This is a genomic window from Streptomyces sp. NPDC043896 (assembly GCF_056435605.1).
In genome coordinates this window covers 20,645-35,103 of record NZ_JBWKEE010000042.1, presented here as the reverse complement: position 1 = coordinate 35,103, position 14,459 = coordinate 20,645, and the positions used below count along the sequence as shown (strand labels likewise).

At 73.1% G+C, this 14,459-nt stretch carries 14 protein-coding genes and 1 pseudogene; 7 read left to right on the top strand and 8 right to left on the bottom strand.

Features of this window, described 5'->3' with window-relative positions:
• From AC069X_RS36305 to AC069X_RS36290, 4 genes and pseudogenes are all read left to right on the top strand, one after another.
• Nucleotides 1-247, top strand: a pseudogene (locus AC069X_RS36305) (sulfate ABC transporter substrate-binding protein); the annotation flags it as partial.
• A 134-nt stretch (nt 248-381) separates the two neighbouring features.
• Nucleotides 382-2,058: an NAD(P)/FAD-dependent oxidoreductase gene (locus AC069X_RS36300; RefSeq protein ID WP_478735689.1), complete on the top strand. Its 1,677-nt coding sequence runs from the start codon at nt 382-384 to the stop codon at nt 2,056-2,058.
• Nucleotides 2,059-2,069: 11 nt separating this feature from the next.
• Nucleotides 2,070-3,560 carry an ATP-binding protein gene (locus AC069X_RS36295; protein ID WP_478735692.1) on the top strand — a complete coding sequence of 497 codons (1,491 nt, stop codon included), beginning with the start codon at nt 2,070-2,072 and terminating at the stop codon, nt 3,558-3,560.
• Entirely contained in the window at nt 3,557-3,910 is a 354-nt protein-coding gene (locus AC069X_RS36290) for a UBP-type zinc finger domain-containing protein (RefSeq protein ID WP_478735687.1), read from the top strand. Before AC069X_RS36295 ends, AC069X_RS36290 begins: the two co-directional genes overlap by 4 nt.
• Before the next feature lie 21 nt (nt 3,911-3,931).
• Here AC069X_RS36290 and AC069X_RS36285 read toward each other — a convergent pair whose 3' ends face one another.
• From AC069X_RS36285 to AC069X_RS36275, 3 genes are all read right to left on the bottom strand, one after another.
• Nucleotides 3,932-4,516, bottom strand: coding sequence for a hypothetical protein (locus AC069X_RS36285; protein WP_478735685.1), 585 nt, complete (start codon nt 4,514-4,516; stop codon nt 3,932-3,934).
• A 1,372-nt stretch (nt 4,517-5,888) separates the two neighbouring features.
• On the bottom strand, nt 5,889-6,659 hold the full coding sequence (locus AC069X_RS36280) for a hypothetical protein (RefSeq protein WP_478735684.1): 771 nt from the start codon (nt 6,657-6,659) through the stop codon (nt 5,889-5,891).
• Nucleotides 6,659-7,507, bottom strand: coding sequence for a helix-turn-helix transcriptional regulator (locus tag AC069X_RS36275; RefSeq protein WP_478735682.1), 849 nt, complete (start codon nt 7,505-7,507; stop codon nt 6,659-6,661). The genes AC069X_RS36280 and AC069X_RS36275 overlap by 1 nt, the downstream gene beginning before the upstream one ends.
• Nucleotides 7,508-7,657: 150 nt before the next feature.
• On the opposite strand from AC069X_RS36275, the gene AC069X_RS36270 reads away from it, so the two are divergent.
• Nucleotides 7,658-8,437, top strand: coding sequence for an NAD(P)H-dependent oxidoreductase (locus AC069X_RS36270; RefSeq protein ID WP_478735680.1), 780 nt, complete (start codon nt 7,658-7,660; stop codon nt 8,435-8,437).
• A 102-nt stretch (nt 8,438-8,539) separates the two neighbouring features.
• On the opposite strand, the gene AC069X_RS36265 is transcribed toward AC069X_RS36270, so the two are convergent.
• On the bottom strand, nt 8,540-9,541 hold the full coding sequence (locus tag AC069X_RS36265; RefSeq protein ID WP_478735678.1) for a LuxR C-terminal-related transcriptional regulator: 1,002 nt from the start codon (nt 9,539-9,541) through the stop codon (nt 8,540-8,542).
• A 168-nt stretch (nt 9,542-9,709) separates the two neighbouring features.
• Between AC069X_RS36265 and AC069X_RS36260 the strand changes: the two genes are divergently transcribed.
• Nucleotides 9,710-9,916 carry a hypothetical protein gene (locus tag AC069X_RS36260; RefSeq protein WP_478735676.1) on the top strand — a complete coding sequence of 69 codons (207 nt, stop codon included), beginning with the start codon at nt 9,710-9,712 and terminating at the stop codon, nt 9,914-9,916.
• A gap of 88 nt (nt 9,917-10,004) precedes the next feature.
• Here the strand turns inward: AC069X_RS36260 and hemC are convergent, their stop codons facing one another.
• The 4 genes from hemC to ppnP form a co-directional block, all read right to left on the bottom strand.
• Complete coding sequence (hemC, locus tag AC069X_RS36255; RefSeq protein WP_478735674.1) at nt 10,005-10,940, bottom strand: hydroxymethylbilane synthase; 936 nt, start codon at nt 10,938-10,940, stop codon at nt 10,005-10,007.
• A 127-nt stretch (nt 10,941-11,067) separates the two neighbouring features.
• The gene (locus tag AC069X_RS36250) at nt 11,068-11,634 is read right to left on the bottom strand and encodes a dihydrofolate reductase family protein (RefSeq protein WP_478735672.1); all 567 of its coding nucleotides are present in this window, start codon (nt 11,632-11,634) and stop codon (nt 11,068-11,070) included.
• 87 nt (nt 11,635-11,721) lie between these two features.
• A complete protein-coding gene (locus AC069X_RS36245) occupies nt 11,722-12,384 on the bottom strand; it encodes a deoxynucleoside kinase (RefSeq protein ID WP_478735670.1) in 663 nt (220 codons plus the stop codon).
• A gap of 390 nt (nt 12,385-12,774) precedes the next feature.
• Nucleotides 12,775-13,056, bottom strand: coding sequence for a pyrimidine/purine nucleoside phosphorylase (ppnP, locus tag AC069X_RS36240; protein ID WP_478735668.1), 282 nt, complete (start codon nt 13,054-13,056; stop codon nt 12,775-12,777).
• 252 nt (nt 13,057-13,308) lie between these two features.
• Between ppnP and AC069X_RS36235 the strand changes: the two genes are divergently transcribed.
• Nucleotides 13,309-14,430, top strand: a complete 1,122-nt coding sequence (locus AC069X_RS36235) for an amidinotransferase (RefSeq protein WP_478735666.1) — start codon at nt 13,309-13,311, stop codon at nt 14,428-14,430.
• Nucleotides 14,431-14,459: the final 29 nt, after the last annotated feature.

Sequence of the window (14,459 nt, the reverse complement as noted above, 5' to 3'; positions counted from 1 at the left end):
CGCCCGGCTCGTCGCCGAGACCGGCAAGGGCCTGGACCCGAAGGTCATCGACCCGGCGTGGCCGAGCATCTCGGTCACCGACGACCCGCTGGCCGGGACGCTGAAGAAGCAGTCCGAGTGGGCGGTCAAGGCCAAGCTCCTGGAGCAGCCCGACCTGGCCGGCATCTACGACCTGACGCTCCTGAACAAGGTCCTCAAGGCCGCCGGCAAGCCCGCCGTCTCCGACGCCGGCCTCGGCGCCAAGTAGCGGGACCGCCCGCACCGCGCGGACCGCTCCGCCCCGTGCCGGAGCGGTCCCGCCCGATCGAACATACGATGGGCGGTGAGCCGGCGCGGGCAGCCCGCCGTGCCGGCCGCCCGGAGCGGGCAGGGCGGTGAAGCATGGCAAGGAGCACCGACGCGGCGCGGACCGTCATCCTGACGGTGGACGACGACCCGGGGGTCTCCCGCGCCATCGCCCGAGACCTGCGGCGCCATTACGGCGGCGGGTACCGGATCGTGCGCGCCGAATCCGGCGAGGCCGCGCTGGAGGCGCTGCGGGAGCTGAAGCTGCGCGGCGACCTGGTGGCCGTGATCCTCGCCGACTACCGCATGCCGCGGATGAACGGCATCGAGTTCCTCGAACAGGCCCTCGGCGTGTACCCAGGGGCCCGGCGGGTGCTCCTCACCGCCTACGCCGACACCAACGCGGCCATCGACGCGATCAACGTCGTCGACCTCGACCACTACCTGCTCAAGCCGTGGGACCCGCCGGAGGAGAAGCTCTACCCGGTCCTGGACGACCTCCTCACCGTCTGGCGCTCCAGCGACTTCCGGCCGGTACCCGCCACCAAGGTCGTCGGCCACCGCTGGTCGGCCCACTCCTCGCGGGTGCGCGAGTTCCTCGCCCGCAACCAGGTCCCCTACCGCTGGTACTCCTCCGACGAGCCCGAAGGCCGCAGACTGCTCGACGCGGCCGGCGCGGACGGACACCGCCTGCCCCTGGTGATCACCCCGGACGGCACGGCCCTCATCGAACCCGAAGCGCCCGAACTGGCCGCCCGGGTGGGACTCGCGACCACCCCGGCCGCCGAGTTCTACGACCTCGTCGTCATCGGCGGCGGTCCCGCAGGGCTCGGCGCCGCCGTGTACGGGGCCTCCGAAGGACTGCGGACCGTACTGGTCGAGCGGTCGGCGACCGGCGGACAGGCCGGCCAGAGCTCCCGCATCGAGAACTACCTCGGCTTCCCGGACGGCGTCTCCGGCGCGCAGCTCACCGACCGCGCCCGCCGCCAGGCCGGCCGCTTCGGCGCCGAGATCCTCACCGCCCGCGAGGTCACCGGGCTGGAAGTCAACGGCGCGGCCCGCGTGGTGCGCTTCTCCGACGGCTCCTCGGTCGCCGCGCACAGCGTCATCCTGGCGACCGGCGTCTCGTACCGGCAGCTCCCGGCGCCCGGCTGCGCCGACCTCACCGGCCGCGGGGTGTACTACGGCTCCTCCCTCACCGAGGCGGCCTCCTGCGAGGGCCAGGACGTGTACGTCGTCGGCGGCGCCAACTCCGCCGGACAGGCGGCCGTGCACCTCGCGCGCAGCGCCAAGTCCGTGACGCTGCTGGTACGCGGCGAGTCCTTGACGGCGTCGATGTCGTACTACCTCGTCCAGCAGATCGAGGAGGCGCCGAACATCACCGTCCGGCCCCGGACGGCCGTGGAGGCGGCACTCGGCACCGGCCACCTGGAACGCCTCACCCTGGCGGACGCCGTCACCGGCGCCACCGAAACCGTCGACGCCCAGTGGATGTTCGTCTTCATCGGCGCCGCCCCGCTGACCGACTGGCTCGACGGGACGGTGCTGCGCGACGAGCACGGCTTCATCCTGGCCGGACCGGACCTCACCCCGGACGGCCGGCCGCCCGCCGAGTGGGAACTCGACCGCCCGCCGTACCACCTGGAAACCAGCATCCCCGGCGTGTTCGTGGCCGGCGACGCGCGCGCCCGGTCCGCGAAACGCGTCGCCTCCGCCGTGGGCGAGGGCGCCATGGCCGTGATGCTCGTCCACCGGTACCTGGAGCAGTCGTGAACCCACAGCCCCTGTCCTGCGACCCGCACGAGATCGGCTCGCTCTTCCTGTTCGAGAAGCTCTCCGCGGAACAGCTCGGGCGGCTGTGCGCCGAGGGGCGGGTCGAACGCTTCGCCCCCGGCCCCGTCTACACCGAGGGCGAGCCCGCCACCTGCTTCTACGTCATGATCGAGGGCACCGTCGTGCTGTACCGGCGCGTCGGCGGCGACGACGTGGAGGTCAGCCGCACCTCGCAGCGCGGCGTGTACGCCGGCGCCATGCAGGCCTACCTCGGCGAACGGGTGCCGCAGACGTACGTCAACTCCATGCGGGTGACCGAGCCGACCCGCTTCTTCGTCCTGCCGGCGCAGTCGTTCGCGGACATCATGCGGGAGTGGTTCCCCATGGCGGCGCACCTGCTGGAGGGGCTCTTCTTCGGCTCCAAGAACACCCAGCGGGCCATCGGGCAGCGCGAGCGCCTGCTGGCCCTCGGCTCCCTGTCCGCCGGGCTCACCCACGAGCTCAACAACCCGGCCGCGGCCGCCGTCCGCGCCACCGAGGCGCTGCGCGAGCGCGTCGGCAAGATGCGCCACAAACTGGCGGTCATCGCCAAGGGCCCCTACTCCCGCGAGGCCCTCGCCGACCTCATCGAGATCCAGGAACGCACCGCCGAACGCGTCGCCAAGGCCCCGGTGCTGAGCCCCCTGGAAGCGGCCGACCGGGAGGACGAACTCGCCGACTGGCTGGAGGAGCACGGTTTCCCGGACGGCTGGCGCATCGCCCCCACCTTCGTCCAGGCCGGACTGGACACGGACTGGCTCGGCCAGGTCGCCGCCGCCGTGGACGAGGACATCCTGCCGGGGGCGATCGGCTGGCTCAACTACACGGTCGAGACCGAGCTGCTGATGGACGAGATCGCCGACTCCACCACCCGCATCTCGCACCTCGTCGACGCCGCCAAGCAGTACTCCCAGCTCGACCGCGCCCCGCACCGCTCCGTCGACGTCCACGAACTGCTGGACAGCACCCTGCTGATGCTGTCCGGAAAGACGGGCTCCCGGGTACGGGTGGTCAGGGACTACGACCGCTCGCTCCCCGAGGTGCCCGCCTACGCGGCGGAGCTGAACCAGGTGTGGACCAACCTCATCGACAACGCGGTCGCCGCGATCGAGAGCACCGGCGGCGAGGGCACCCTGACGGTCCGCACCGCCCGGGAGGGCGACCGGCTGCTCGTGGAGTTCCGCGACACCGGCCCCGGCGTTCCCGACGACATCCGGGGCCGCATCTTCGACCCCTTCTTCACGACCAAGCCGGTGGGCGAGGGCACCGGTCTCGGCCTGGACATCTCCTGGCGGATCGTCGTCAACAAGCACCACGGGAGCCTCCAGGTCGAGTCCGTCCCCGGCGACACCCGGTTCCAGGTCCTCCTGCCGCTGACCACCCCCGACCCCGACCCCGAGACCGAGACCGAGACCGATCCCGAGACCGAGACCGACCCCGAGACCGCCGAGGAGCACGCATGACCCACCCCGAGGGAATCGACCCCGGCGTCCCGCCCAGCGGCACCGGCTGCGCGGAATGCGACGCGGCCGGCGGCTGGTGGGTCCACCTGCGGCGCTGCGCCCAGTGCGGCCACGTCGGCTGCTGCGACTCCTCGCCGGCCCGGCACGCCACCGCCCACTGGAAGTCCACCGGGCATCCCCTGGTGCAGAGTTTCGAACCGGACGAGGAGTGGTTCTGGGACTACGCCGCCGAGGCCCTGTACGAGTCCGGCCCCGTACTGGCCCCGCCGGCCGGCCACCCGGCCGGCCAGCCGGTCCCGGGGCCGGCCGGCCGCGTCCCGCCGGACTGGCCGAGCCGGATCCACCGCTGAGGGCCGCCGCGCGGCCGGGCGTCAGCCGAGGTAGGTGATGTCCCAGTGCTCGCCGCGCCGGTTGTGGAGTTCGAGGACGTACTCGGCGTTCGGGCCGGTCCAGCGGGGGTCGTTGTTCCTGCCCCGGGGCTTGCCGGGGTTCATGTGGGTCCGGATGAACCTGTCGAGGCACGCGTTCGGCCGGATGTCGATCTTGTATCCGCGCTCGTGGGTCCGCGGGCCGGAGGTGCTGTGCGGGTACTTCTCCGCGGCGCCGGTGATCACGAAGGAGCACTTGCTGCGCCGCTTGAGGTCGATGACGAGGTTGAGCGTCCCCTCGCGGACCCCCGGGAAGCTCGTGCAGCCGCGCTTGTACTTGTCGGTGCAGTTCCCCGAGGAGGTGAACGGGATGCCGGCCGACTTCAGCCGGGCGACGGCCTGGGAGTGGGTGAGCTCGCGATGCGGGGAAGCGCTGTTGACGGAGCGCACGCCCTCGCCGTGCGCTCCCGGGTGCGGAGCCGGTGAGGCGAGGGGCCGGGCGGCCGCCTCGCCTGCGACGGACAGGCCGATCACGCCGGCCAGGGCCACCGACAGGAGTACCCGGCTCGTGCGCTTGTTCTGCTTCATGGGATGCCTCTTCCTCAAGGGCGGGGCCCTGTCCGGGCATGGCGGAGCAGCCCGGACGAGGGGGGTGGGATCTGCCGGCGACCGCCGACGGAGCAAACGGTGCCACGGCAGCTCCGGCGGCCGATAGGCTGACGCCGTCCCATGTGTCCCACGGCGTCGGAACCCGTCCCACATCCCTTCTGACCAGCAGCGATGCGGCCGGTACGGGACGGGTGGGACGCCGGGCCGAGAGGAGGCCGATGACCGGCAGCAGGCGCGCGCGGAACCAGTCCCTCCCCGTACCCCCTCCGCCCGAGGCGCTGGAGTGGCTGCGCTTACTGGGGGAGGCCCGGGACGAACTCGGGCTCCAGGCCCGGACGCTGGAGCTGGCCCTGGGGCGGCAGCACGCGAGGACGGGCGTGGGGAAGAGCACCTGGCAGCGCATCCTGGGGGGCGAATACCTGCCGTCACGGGAGGTGTTCGGCCAGCTGGCCGGCTACGGCAAGTTCGACGACCCCCGCCGCGAACGCCTGTCCGCCGCCTGGGAGCAGGCCTGGGCCGGCCTGGAGCGGCTCGAAGCCGAATCCCGGGCCGGGAAGGCGGCGTTGGCGGCACCGCCCGTACGGCAGGACGCCGGCGAGGCACATCCCGAGCCGCCGCCCCCCGCCGTCTCCGGGTGGCGCCGACGGCCGGCCGGCCGGGCGGGGAGGCGGGCGTTCGCGGTGGCCGGGGCACTCGCGGTCGTCGCGGTGTCCGTGCTCGCCGGCCGCTACCTGCCGGAGCCGGGGAAGGCGGCCGCCGACCGGGAGCCGGCCCGCGACCTCGTGTCCGGGAGGCCGGCGTCCGGTACGGCGCCCGGCGCGGAGGCGGGCCCCGCGGCCCCGGCGGCGGTGCTGCCGGCGACCGCGCTGACCGGCGACCACAAGTGCGGGCGGACGCGCTACGTCGACGGCGTGGCATGGACCCCCTGTACCCGGGTGGACGGCGAGGCCCTGGCGTTCCTGCTGCGGATGACGAACACCGGCCCGGATCCCGTCACGGTACGGGCGAAGCTCGCCTACGTCCGTACCGCCGTCGCCCATGACTGCCCGGGGAGGTGGGGGACCGGGCTGGAACTGACCGTCCGGGCGGGCGATTCGGTGCTCAGCCCGCTGCGGGAGTGCACCGCGCCCAAGCTGCCGGGCCACCGCCTTCCAGGCGAAGGCGTGGGTGACCGCCCGCGGCGAGGAGTCCTGGGGATACCGGGAGATGTCGGTCAGCGCGCACGTCCAGAGCGACGGACGCGAGGTGATCTGGGCGGACGAGGCGTAGAGCGCTCGCCGCGGTGCCGCGGCCCCCCCCGCGACCGGTCCCCGCCGTGCGGTGTGCCCGGCGCGCCGGGCCCGGCCCGTGGTCAGCAGCCGGTGGCGGGTTGCCGGACGCAGTCCGCCACCGCCCCTGCCACCTGGGACAGCAACGCCGCCGGCAGGTACTCCGACGACCACGGGGACCAGCCGTCCCGGCCGTCCCACCACTGCTCGGCGATCTCCTCCACGCGCCCGGCGACCTCGGACGGCCGGACACCGGGAAGCCGCAGGGCCGCCGCCGTCCAGCCGGCCAGCTCGTACACCTCGACGTACGCGTACCAGTCGGCGTCGTCCCAGCCCCGTCTGTCGGCCCGCGCCCAGGCACGCTCCAGCACGTCCACGACGACGTCGGCCGGCCGCCGCCGGGCTCGTCCCGCCGTCGCCCGGGCGACGGCGCGCTCGGCGGCGGCGAGCAGGTCCAGGGTGTACCGGAAGCGGAATCGGGCGTAGAAGTCGAGGTGCTCGCCGACCGTGGGGCGGAAGGCCCTGCCCCGGCCGTGGACGGACGGGGCGTCCCTCCACGGCCGCAGCGAAGGGGGCCACTCCCCGCCGGGACCGCCGTCGCGGGCGATGGCGCCGAGCACGGCGTCGAACCAGCCCTGGTGGTAGACGTCGGCGGCGGCCGCGATCGCCTGCGCGTCGGCGTCCGTCGCCGGCCGGTCCGGGTCCAGCCCGCCCCACAGCCGGACGAGCGAGCGTTCCACCGCGGCCCGCACCGCCCGGTCGGCACCGCCGTCCCGGCAGCGCCCCGCCCACGGCAGCAGCGCCCGGTGGCAGGCGGTCCACGGATCCCCCGCGCCGGACACGTCGGGGCCCACTACTCGAGGACCGCGGCGTCCACCGGGGGACGCGCGTCGCCGCTGTCCGCCCCCAGGCGTGCGAGCAGCCGGAGCCCGTCCTCGGCGGGACTGCCGGGGGCCGCGGACAGCACGATCAGCTCCCGGCCCGATCCGTCGGGCAGCGCGAAGTTCTCCTGGTCCAGTTCAAGCACTCCGACCAGCGGGTGCCGGTACGCCTTGCGGCCGTGCGTGCGGGCGCGTACGTCCGCCCGGGCCCAGAGGCGGCGGAAGCGTTCGCTGCCCATCGACAGCTCCCCGACGAGCGAGGCGAGGCGCGGGTCGTCGGGGTACTTGCCCGCGGCCAGGCGCAGGTGCCCGACCACGTCGAGGGTGCACGTCTCCCAGTCCGCGTAGAGACCGCGCTCGGCCTCCTCCAGGAAGATGTGCCGGGCGGTGTTCAGGCCCGGGAGCGCCCGCCCGTACAGGAGCCCGGCGAGGCGGTTCCCGGCGAGCACGTCCATGTGCTGGTCCATGATCAGCGCGGGCGCGCCGGAGACCAGGCCGAGGACCCGCAGCAGCTCCGGCCGCACCCGCCCGCCCGGCGCCTTCGCGCCGCGGCGGCGCTGGCGGGCGAGGCGGTGGAGGTGCCCGCGCTCGGTCGCGTCGAGGCCGAGGACGCGGGCGAGGGCGTCGAGGACCTGCTCGGAGGGCTGGGTCGCACGGCCCTGCTCCAGCCGCACGTAGTAGTCGACGCTGACCCCGGAAAGGTGCGCCACCTCCTCACGGCGCAGCCCCTCGACGCGGCGGCGGCTGTCGACGGGTATGCCGGCGGCCGCCGGGTCGACCCGGGCACGCCGGGTCCGCAGGAAGCCCGCAAGATCGTCCATGCCCCCAAGTATGGCCGCACCGGCCGCGCGAGGGGCCGCGCGAGGGTGGTACTGGCGATACCGGGAAGTCCGGTCCGACGGAAGGAGCGTCCCTGAACGCCGCCCGTTCCGCGGCCCAGGATCGAAGCCATCCGATCCGAAGGAGTTCCCGTGAAGACGCTGATCGTCCACGCCCACCCCGAGCCGAAGTCGCTCAACGCCTCGTTGAAGGACCTCGCGGTGTCCACGCTGGAGGGCGCCGGGCACGAGGTACGGGTGAGCGACCTGTACGCGATGAACTGGAAGGCGGTCGTGGACGCCTCCGACTACGGCCCCGAGGCCTCGGCCCCGCTGAAGGTCGCCGCCGACTCGGGCCGGGCCTTCGACGCAGGGACGCTCACCCCGGACGTCCTCGCCGAGCAGGAGAAGCTGCTGTGGGCCGACACGGTCATCTTCCAGTTCCCGCTGTGGTGGTACTCGATGCCCGCGATCCTCAAGGGCTGGGTGGACCGGGTGTTCACCTACCGCTTCGCGTACGGCGTCGGCGAGCACAGCGACACCAAGTACGGCGAACGCTTCGGAGAGGGCACCCTGGCGGGCAGGCGGGCCCTGCTCTCGGTGACCGTCGGCGGCCACGGGTCCCACTACGCGGCGCGCGGGATCAACGGCCCCATCGACGACCTGCTGTTCCCGATCCACCACGGCATCCTCTACTACCCGGGGATCGAAGTGCTGCCGCCCTTCGTGCTGTACGGCACCGACCGGATGACCGGCGAGCAGTACGCGGAGGCCGCCACGGCGTGGGAACGGCGGCTGCTGACGCTGGAGTCGACCGAGCCGATCCCGTTCCGGCGGCAGAACTTCGGGGACTACGAGATCCCCTCGCTGCACCTGAAGGAGGGTCTGGAACCCGCCGGCCGCACCGGTTTCGGGCTGCACGTACGCGGCTGACGGGCACGGCGGCGCGGGCGGCGGGCGGGGCGGCGGGCGGGGGAGGCGATTGGCGTGAATTCGCCGTTTCCCCCCGGCCCCCCGGCCCCCGGCCCCTCGCCCTCACGGCAGCAGCCGCTCCGGGGAGGTCGCCCACCAGAACGTCAGCTGGGGCACCGTCGCCAGGCCCAGCGCCTCACGCAGCTTGGAGACCTGGGCCGTCACGGTGCGCTCGCTGAGCCCGAGGTTCTCCCCGATCTGCCGATGGCTCCGGCCGGCCACGATGCCCCGTACGATCGTCCGCTGCAGCTTCGAGGTCATGGCGTCGCCGTCCTTCCCCGCCCCGCCCTCGCCCTCGCCCGACAGCCATGGATCGGCCCGCTCCCACTGCTGCTGGAAGTACGCGGCCAGCACGGCGCACACCCCGTGGTCCCGGGTGTACCAGGCGGCCGCCTGCTGCACGGTGCCGTCCTCGCCGTAGACCTCGAAGAAGGCGTGTCTGCGGTCCACGACGATTAACCGGAGGAAGTCCTCGCCGAGGGTGCGCACCTGGGCGCCGGCGCGCGTCATCGTCGCGACCCACTCCCGCTGCGCCGGATTGGTCCGGCCGCTGGTCCGGTAGATCGTCCGTACGGTCACCCCGCGCCGGGCCGCCTGCAGGTCCCGGGGCAGCGCGCCCTTGAGGACCTGCGGCTTCCGGTAGCCGGGCTGCGCGGTGAGGACCTCGAACTCGGCCGCCTGGATGGTGCGTATCGTCTCCGAGTTCACCTCCGGCACCGTGCGCAGCAGCAGCGTCCCGACCGGGCTGGGGCTGTGGTTGTACCGCTGCTGCTCCACTTCGAGCTCGCGCACGTGCGCGGGGATGCCGGCCAGGGCCTCGGTGACGCCGGTGAGGGCCTTGAGGACGGCCTCGGTGAACTGCGTCTCCAGATAACGGGACGGGGCGGGGACGTACGTGCCGTGCTCGTGCGTGTTGGGGAAGAGGATGTCGCGCGCGAGGAGGGAGGCGAGCCCCGGCTCGTCGTCGGGCAGCACCTCGCCCTGCAGGGCCCTGCGGTAGGCGCGCAACTCCACCTCCGTCAACCGGGAGGTGTCGGGGGCGGCGGATATTTCCCGTTCCGTCATCAAATCCATCTTCCTCTTGCTGAAGTGCAGGTGGACGCAGTATCGCCAGCCTTGAACGCACCCCTGAGGCGATGGAGGCTTGATCGCGTGCCACAGGGCCCGTGGCGCAGAGAGGGCTCCGCTGCCCGCATCGTCCGCGGGGGTGGGGCCGACCAAGGGAGGAACACCTTGACACCGATCAACATCCGGTCAACCGTCACCGCAGTGCTGCTCGCGATCCTCGCGGTCATCGGACTCAGTGGCGTCGCGACGGCCAACGCGCCGGCCGGCACCAATTGGGGAATCGCAGCCATGGGAGAGGTGGACTCGCAGGCCGACGCCGCGGTCGCGCCCGCCAGCCCGCTCATCCAGCCTCCGGACTCCGACTGGGGATGATCCTCCCGCGCTGCGGCGCGCAGCACCCGGTGCAGCGGTTACCCCCGCCCGCCGGGTGCTCCGCCGTTTCCGCCCCGACGTGGACGTTTCAAACCCTCCGGACGCCCGCGAGGACGGCGTCCGCCCCCTGGGCCCGGAGCTCTGCCGCGAGGTACGCCCCGAGCTTCTCCGGCGCGTCGGCGGGGCCGAGGCCGGCCGCGGTCACCTGCCGCCCGCCGTCCGGCGAGGTGACGGCCGCCGAGAGGCGCAGCAGCCCGTCCTCCTCGATCCGCCCCCACGCCCCGACCGGGACGGAACACCCCCCGTGCAGCTCGGCCAGCAGCGCCCGTTCGGCCCGTACGCACGCGTCCACCCGGGCATCCCCGGTTCCGGCGAGGAGCCGGGCCGCCTCGGAGCCGGCGCGCACCTGGATGCCGAGCGCCCCCTGGCCCGGCGACGGCGGGTGGACCTCCGGGTCCAGCACCTGGTGCACTTCCGGCGTCATTCCGAGCCGGTTCAGCCCCGCCGCGGCCAGCACCACCGCGTCCAGCCGCTCCCGCCCCCTGATGCGGGCCAGCCGCCCGGGGACGTTGCCGCGGACCGGCACCACCTCCAGGTCAGGCCGGAGCGCCAGCAACTGCGCGACCCGTCGTGGGGCCCCCGTCCCGACCCGGGCCCCACGGCGCAGCGACCCCAGGGTCGCCCCGCACAGGACGTCCCGTACGTCCTCGCGGGGGCCCGGCGTGGTCAGCAGGACGGTTCCCTCGTGCACGGTGGTGGGGAGGTCCTTGAGGGAGTGCACGACGACGTCGACCTCGCCGCGCACGAGCGCCAGCTCCTGGTTGGTCGAGAACGCGGACCCGCCGGCCGCCTTCGCGATCTCGGCGAGCGTCGGGGTCGTCCGGTCCCGATCGCCGCCCTCCAGGATGGTCTCCCGCTTGAACCGGACCTCGGGGAACCGCTCCACCAGCGGCGCCAGCCACTCCGCGACCTGGGTCCGGGCGAGCCTGCTCGCCCTGGAACCGATCCTCACGACGCTGCTCATCACCCAACTCCTACCGGAAGACGGCTGGTTGAGGCGCCATGCTATGTCCCCGGCGACCCGGCGGATTCCGACAGGCCGTCACCAAGCGGGAGCCCCGGCCGAACCGGGGCACGGTGCCCGCCGTTCCCTACGGCCGGGCCACGCGGTGGCGGAGGTAGACGACATTCGAGCCGTAGGTGCGGGTCTCGACGAGTTCGAGGTCGACCCGGCGTTCGCCGTGGGGGAAGAACGGAACGCCGCCGCCGACCAGCACCGGGTAGACCCTGGCCCGGTACTCGTCGATCAGGTCCGCCGCGGCGGCCTCGGCGGCGAGGGTCGCGCCGCCGATCGCGATGTCGCCCGTGCCCGGCTCGGCCCGCAGCCGTTCGATCTCCTCCGCCAGGCCGCCGGAGAGCAGGCGGGCGTGGCCCTGCACCTCCGTCAGCGTGGTGGAGAACACCACCTTCGGCAGCGGCTTCCAGAGCGCGGTCCACTCGCGCGTCGCCGCGTCGAGGGTGGGGTCCTGGTCGGCCGTCTCCCAGTACAGCATCGTCTCGTACAGCCGCCGTCCCAGGAGGTGGACGTCGACCTCCCGGATCTCGTCGATCCAGGAGCGGAAGACCTCCTCGTCGGGCTCCGTCCAGTCGAAGCGGCCGTCCGGGCCGACGATGTAGCCGTCAAGTGAGACGTTCATCGAATAGGTCACGCTGCGCATCAGAGGTCCTCCTCGGTGAGCGTCCGACGCTACGGGCACCGGGCGCCGGAGGACCGGCGGCTCGCGGGATCCCGGCTGCCGAGGGGCTCAGCCCCGGAGCCGGGCGGCCGCGAGGGCGTCCTTGACCTCCTGGACCACGCGGGCCGCGTCGTCCTCGTCGTTCACCACGTCCGTCCGGTTCATGTCGATGACGAGGACGTCGCTCGCCGAATAGTGGTGGTGCACCCAGTCGTCGTAGCCGGACCACAGCGTGCGGTAGTACTCGACGAGGCTCTCGTCCTGCTCGAACTCGCGCCCCCGCAGCCCGATGCGGTGCAGCACCGTCTCGAAGTCGGCCTTGAGGTACACCATCAGGTCGGGTGCCTTGCGGTACGGCAGGCCGTCGATCTCGCGCATCATCTCGTCGAGCAGCCCCTCGTACACGCGCATCTCGAGGGAGCTGATCCGGCCCAGGTCGTGATTGACCTTGGCGAAGTACCAGTCCTCGTAGATGGACCGGTCGAGGACGTTGTCGCCCTTCTTGTACGCCTCCTTGATCGAGGCGAAACGTGTCTGCAGGAAGTAGAGCTGGAGGAGGAAGGGGTAGCGCTTGGCCTGGATCTCCTCGGGGCTCGCCGTGTAGAAGAGCGGGAGGATCGGATTGTCTTCCACGCTCTCGTAGAAGACCTCGCTGCCCAGCTCCTTGGCGAGCAGTTCGGCCACGCTCGTCTTGCCGAGTCCGATCATGCCTCCGACGCAGATCACCGGCATACCTCACTTCTCCCTGGGGGTCTTCTGTTCGCGGGCGGGTGGGCCGGGTGCCCCGTACGGCTGAGGCACACTCGGCGATCACCAGATCCCAGGGATCCTCATGATCGGCGTCATCCGGTCCCCGTGGAGACCGTGCCCCCGACGCCGGCCGCGTTCCCACGGCCGGACTGACCGTTCCGCGGCTGCCGCGCGCGGTGACGCCCCACCGTCCCGCGGCCGCCATGAAGCATAAATGACGATCGGCCTGCGGCGGCCCACGGGCCGCGGGCGGGGGGCGACCGGCTCCGGTGCCCGGGCGGAACCGGGCCGCGGCGCGTCCGCGCTGGTCAACGCCGGGCCGGCGCGGCGGCCCGGCGCCACCGGGCGCTGCTCGCGCCGCCCGGGTGCCGGCTAGCGGTATTCGCAGAGGTAGGCGGTCTCGACCGCGACCTTGAGCTGGAACTCGCTGTCGCCCGGGACCTGGAACCGGCTGCCGGCGGAGAAGGTCTCCCAGTCGGCGGCGCCCGGGAGCAGGACGGTCAGGGCGCCGCTGACCACGTGCATGGTTTCCGGCGAGGCGGTGCCGAACTCGTAGTCGCCGGGAGCCATGACACCGATGGTCGCCGGGCCCTGCTCCTGGGTGAAGGCGATCGACTTGACCGTGCCGTCGAAGTATTCGTTGACCTTGAACATGTGCGTTGCGTCCTCTGGGGGAACGAGCGGAATCGGATGGGCCGGCTCGTCGCGCCCCGGTCACCGGCGAGGGGAAGGCTACCGGTAGCGGCGGTACCGCGCGGGGGCGGCCCCGCGGGCGCGCGGTACCGCGTACGCGGGTCATCGGAGTGAAGGTGGGGGGAGGCCGGCGCGTGCGGCGGGCCGCCGGGTCGCCGGGGACGCAGGATGGCGCCGTCACCCGTGTCGTCCACGGTGAGGAGATCCCGCCCGATGTCATCGCCCTCGCACGCGAGTGACCACGCCGCACCCCCGGCCGCCCCGCCGGTCTGGTCGCACAACGAGTGGGACCCGCTCGAGGAAGTGCTCGTAGGCCGCCTGGAAGGCTCGACGATCCCCTCCAAGCATCCGATCGTGAGCCTCAACGTCCCGCCGTGGGCGGCGCGGCTGCAAGGGCTCGCCGCCGGCCTGCGCTATCCGCGCGCCCTGGTCGAACCGGCACAGGACGAGCTCGACCGCTTCGTCGCCCTTCTGGAGTCCCTCGGAGTGACCGTCCGGCGCCCCGACCCGGCCGACCACCGCCGGCGCTTCGCCACCCCCGACTGGACCGCGCGGGGCTTCGCGAACAGCTGCCCGCGCGACGGCCTGATGGTGATCGGCGACGAGATCATCGAGACCCCGATGGCCTGGCCGTGCCGCTACTTCGAGACCTTCTCCTACCGGCCCCTGCTCACGGACTACTTCCGCCGGGGCGCACGCTGGACGGCGGCACCGAAACCGCAGCTCACGGACGCCTCGTTCGACGGGAAGTACCGGGTTCCCAAGGCGGGGGCGCCGATGCGCTACCTCACCACCGAATTCGAGCCCCTGTTCGACGCGGCGGACTTCGTGCGCGCCGGCCGGGACCTCTTCGTCCAGCGCAGCAACGTCACCAACCGCACGGGCATCGAATGGCTCGGCCGCCACCTGGGCCCCGGCTACCGCATCCACGAGATCGAGAGCCGATGCCGCACGCCCATGCACATCGACACGACCTTCCTCCCGCTCGCGCCCGGCAAGGTCCTGGTCAACCCCGAGTACCTCGATGTCGACCGGCTGCCGCAGGCCGTGCGCGGATGGGACGTCCTGATCGCCCCGCAGCCCGACCCGCTTCCCGGGCGCCTGCTCAGGATCACCTCGATGTGCGGGAAGTGGCTGAGCATGAACGTGCTCTCCGTGGACGGCAGGCGAGTGATCGCCGAACGGCGGCAGCCCGGCATGCTCCGCGCGCTGGAGCGCTGGGGCTTCGAGCCGGTGCCGTGCGACCTGCTGCACTACGCGCCGTTCGGCGGCTCGTTCCACTGCGCCACCCTCGACGTCCGCCGCCGGGGCACGCTGGAGTCGTACTGCACGTGATCGTGACCCCCGGCGCCCGGGGACGCCGG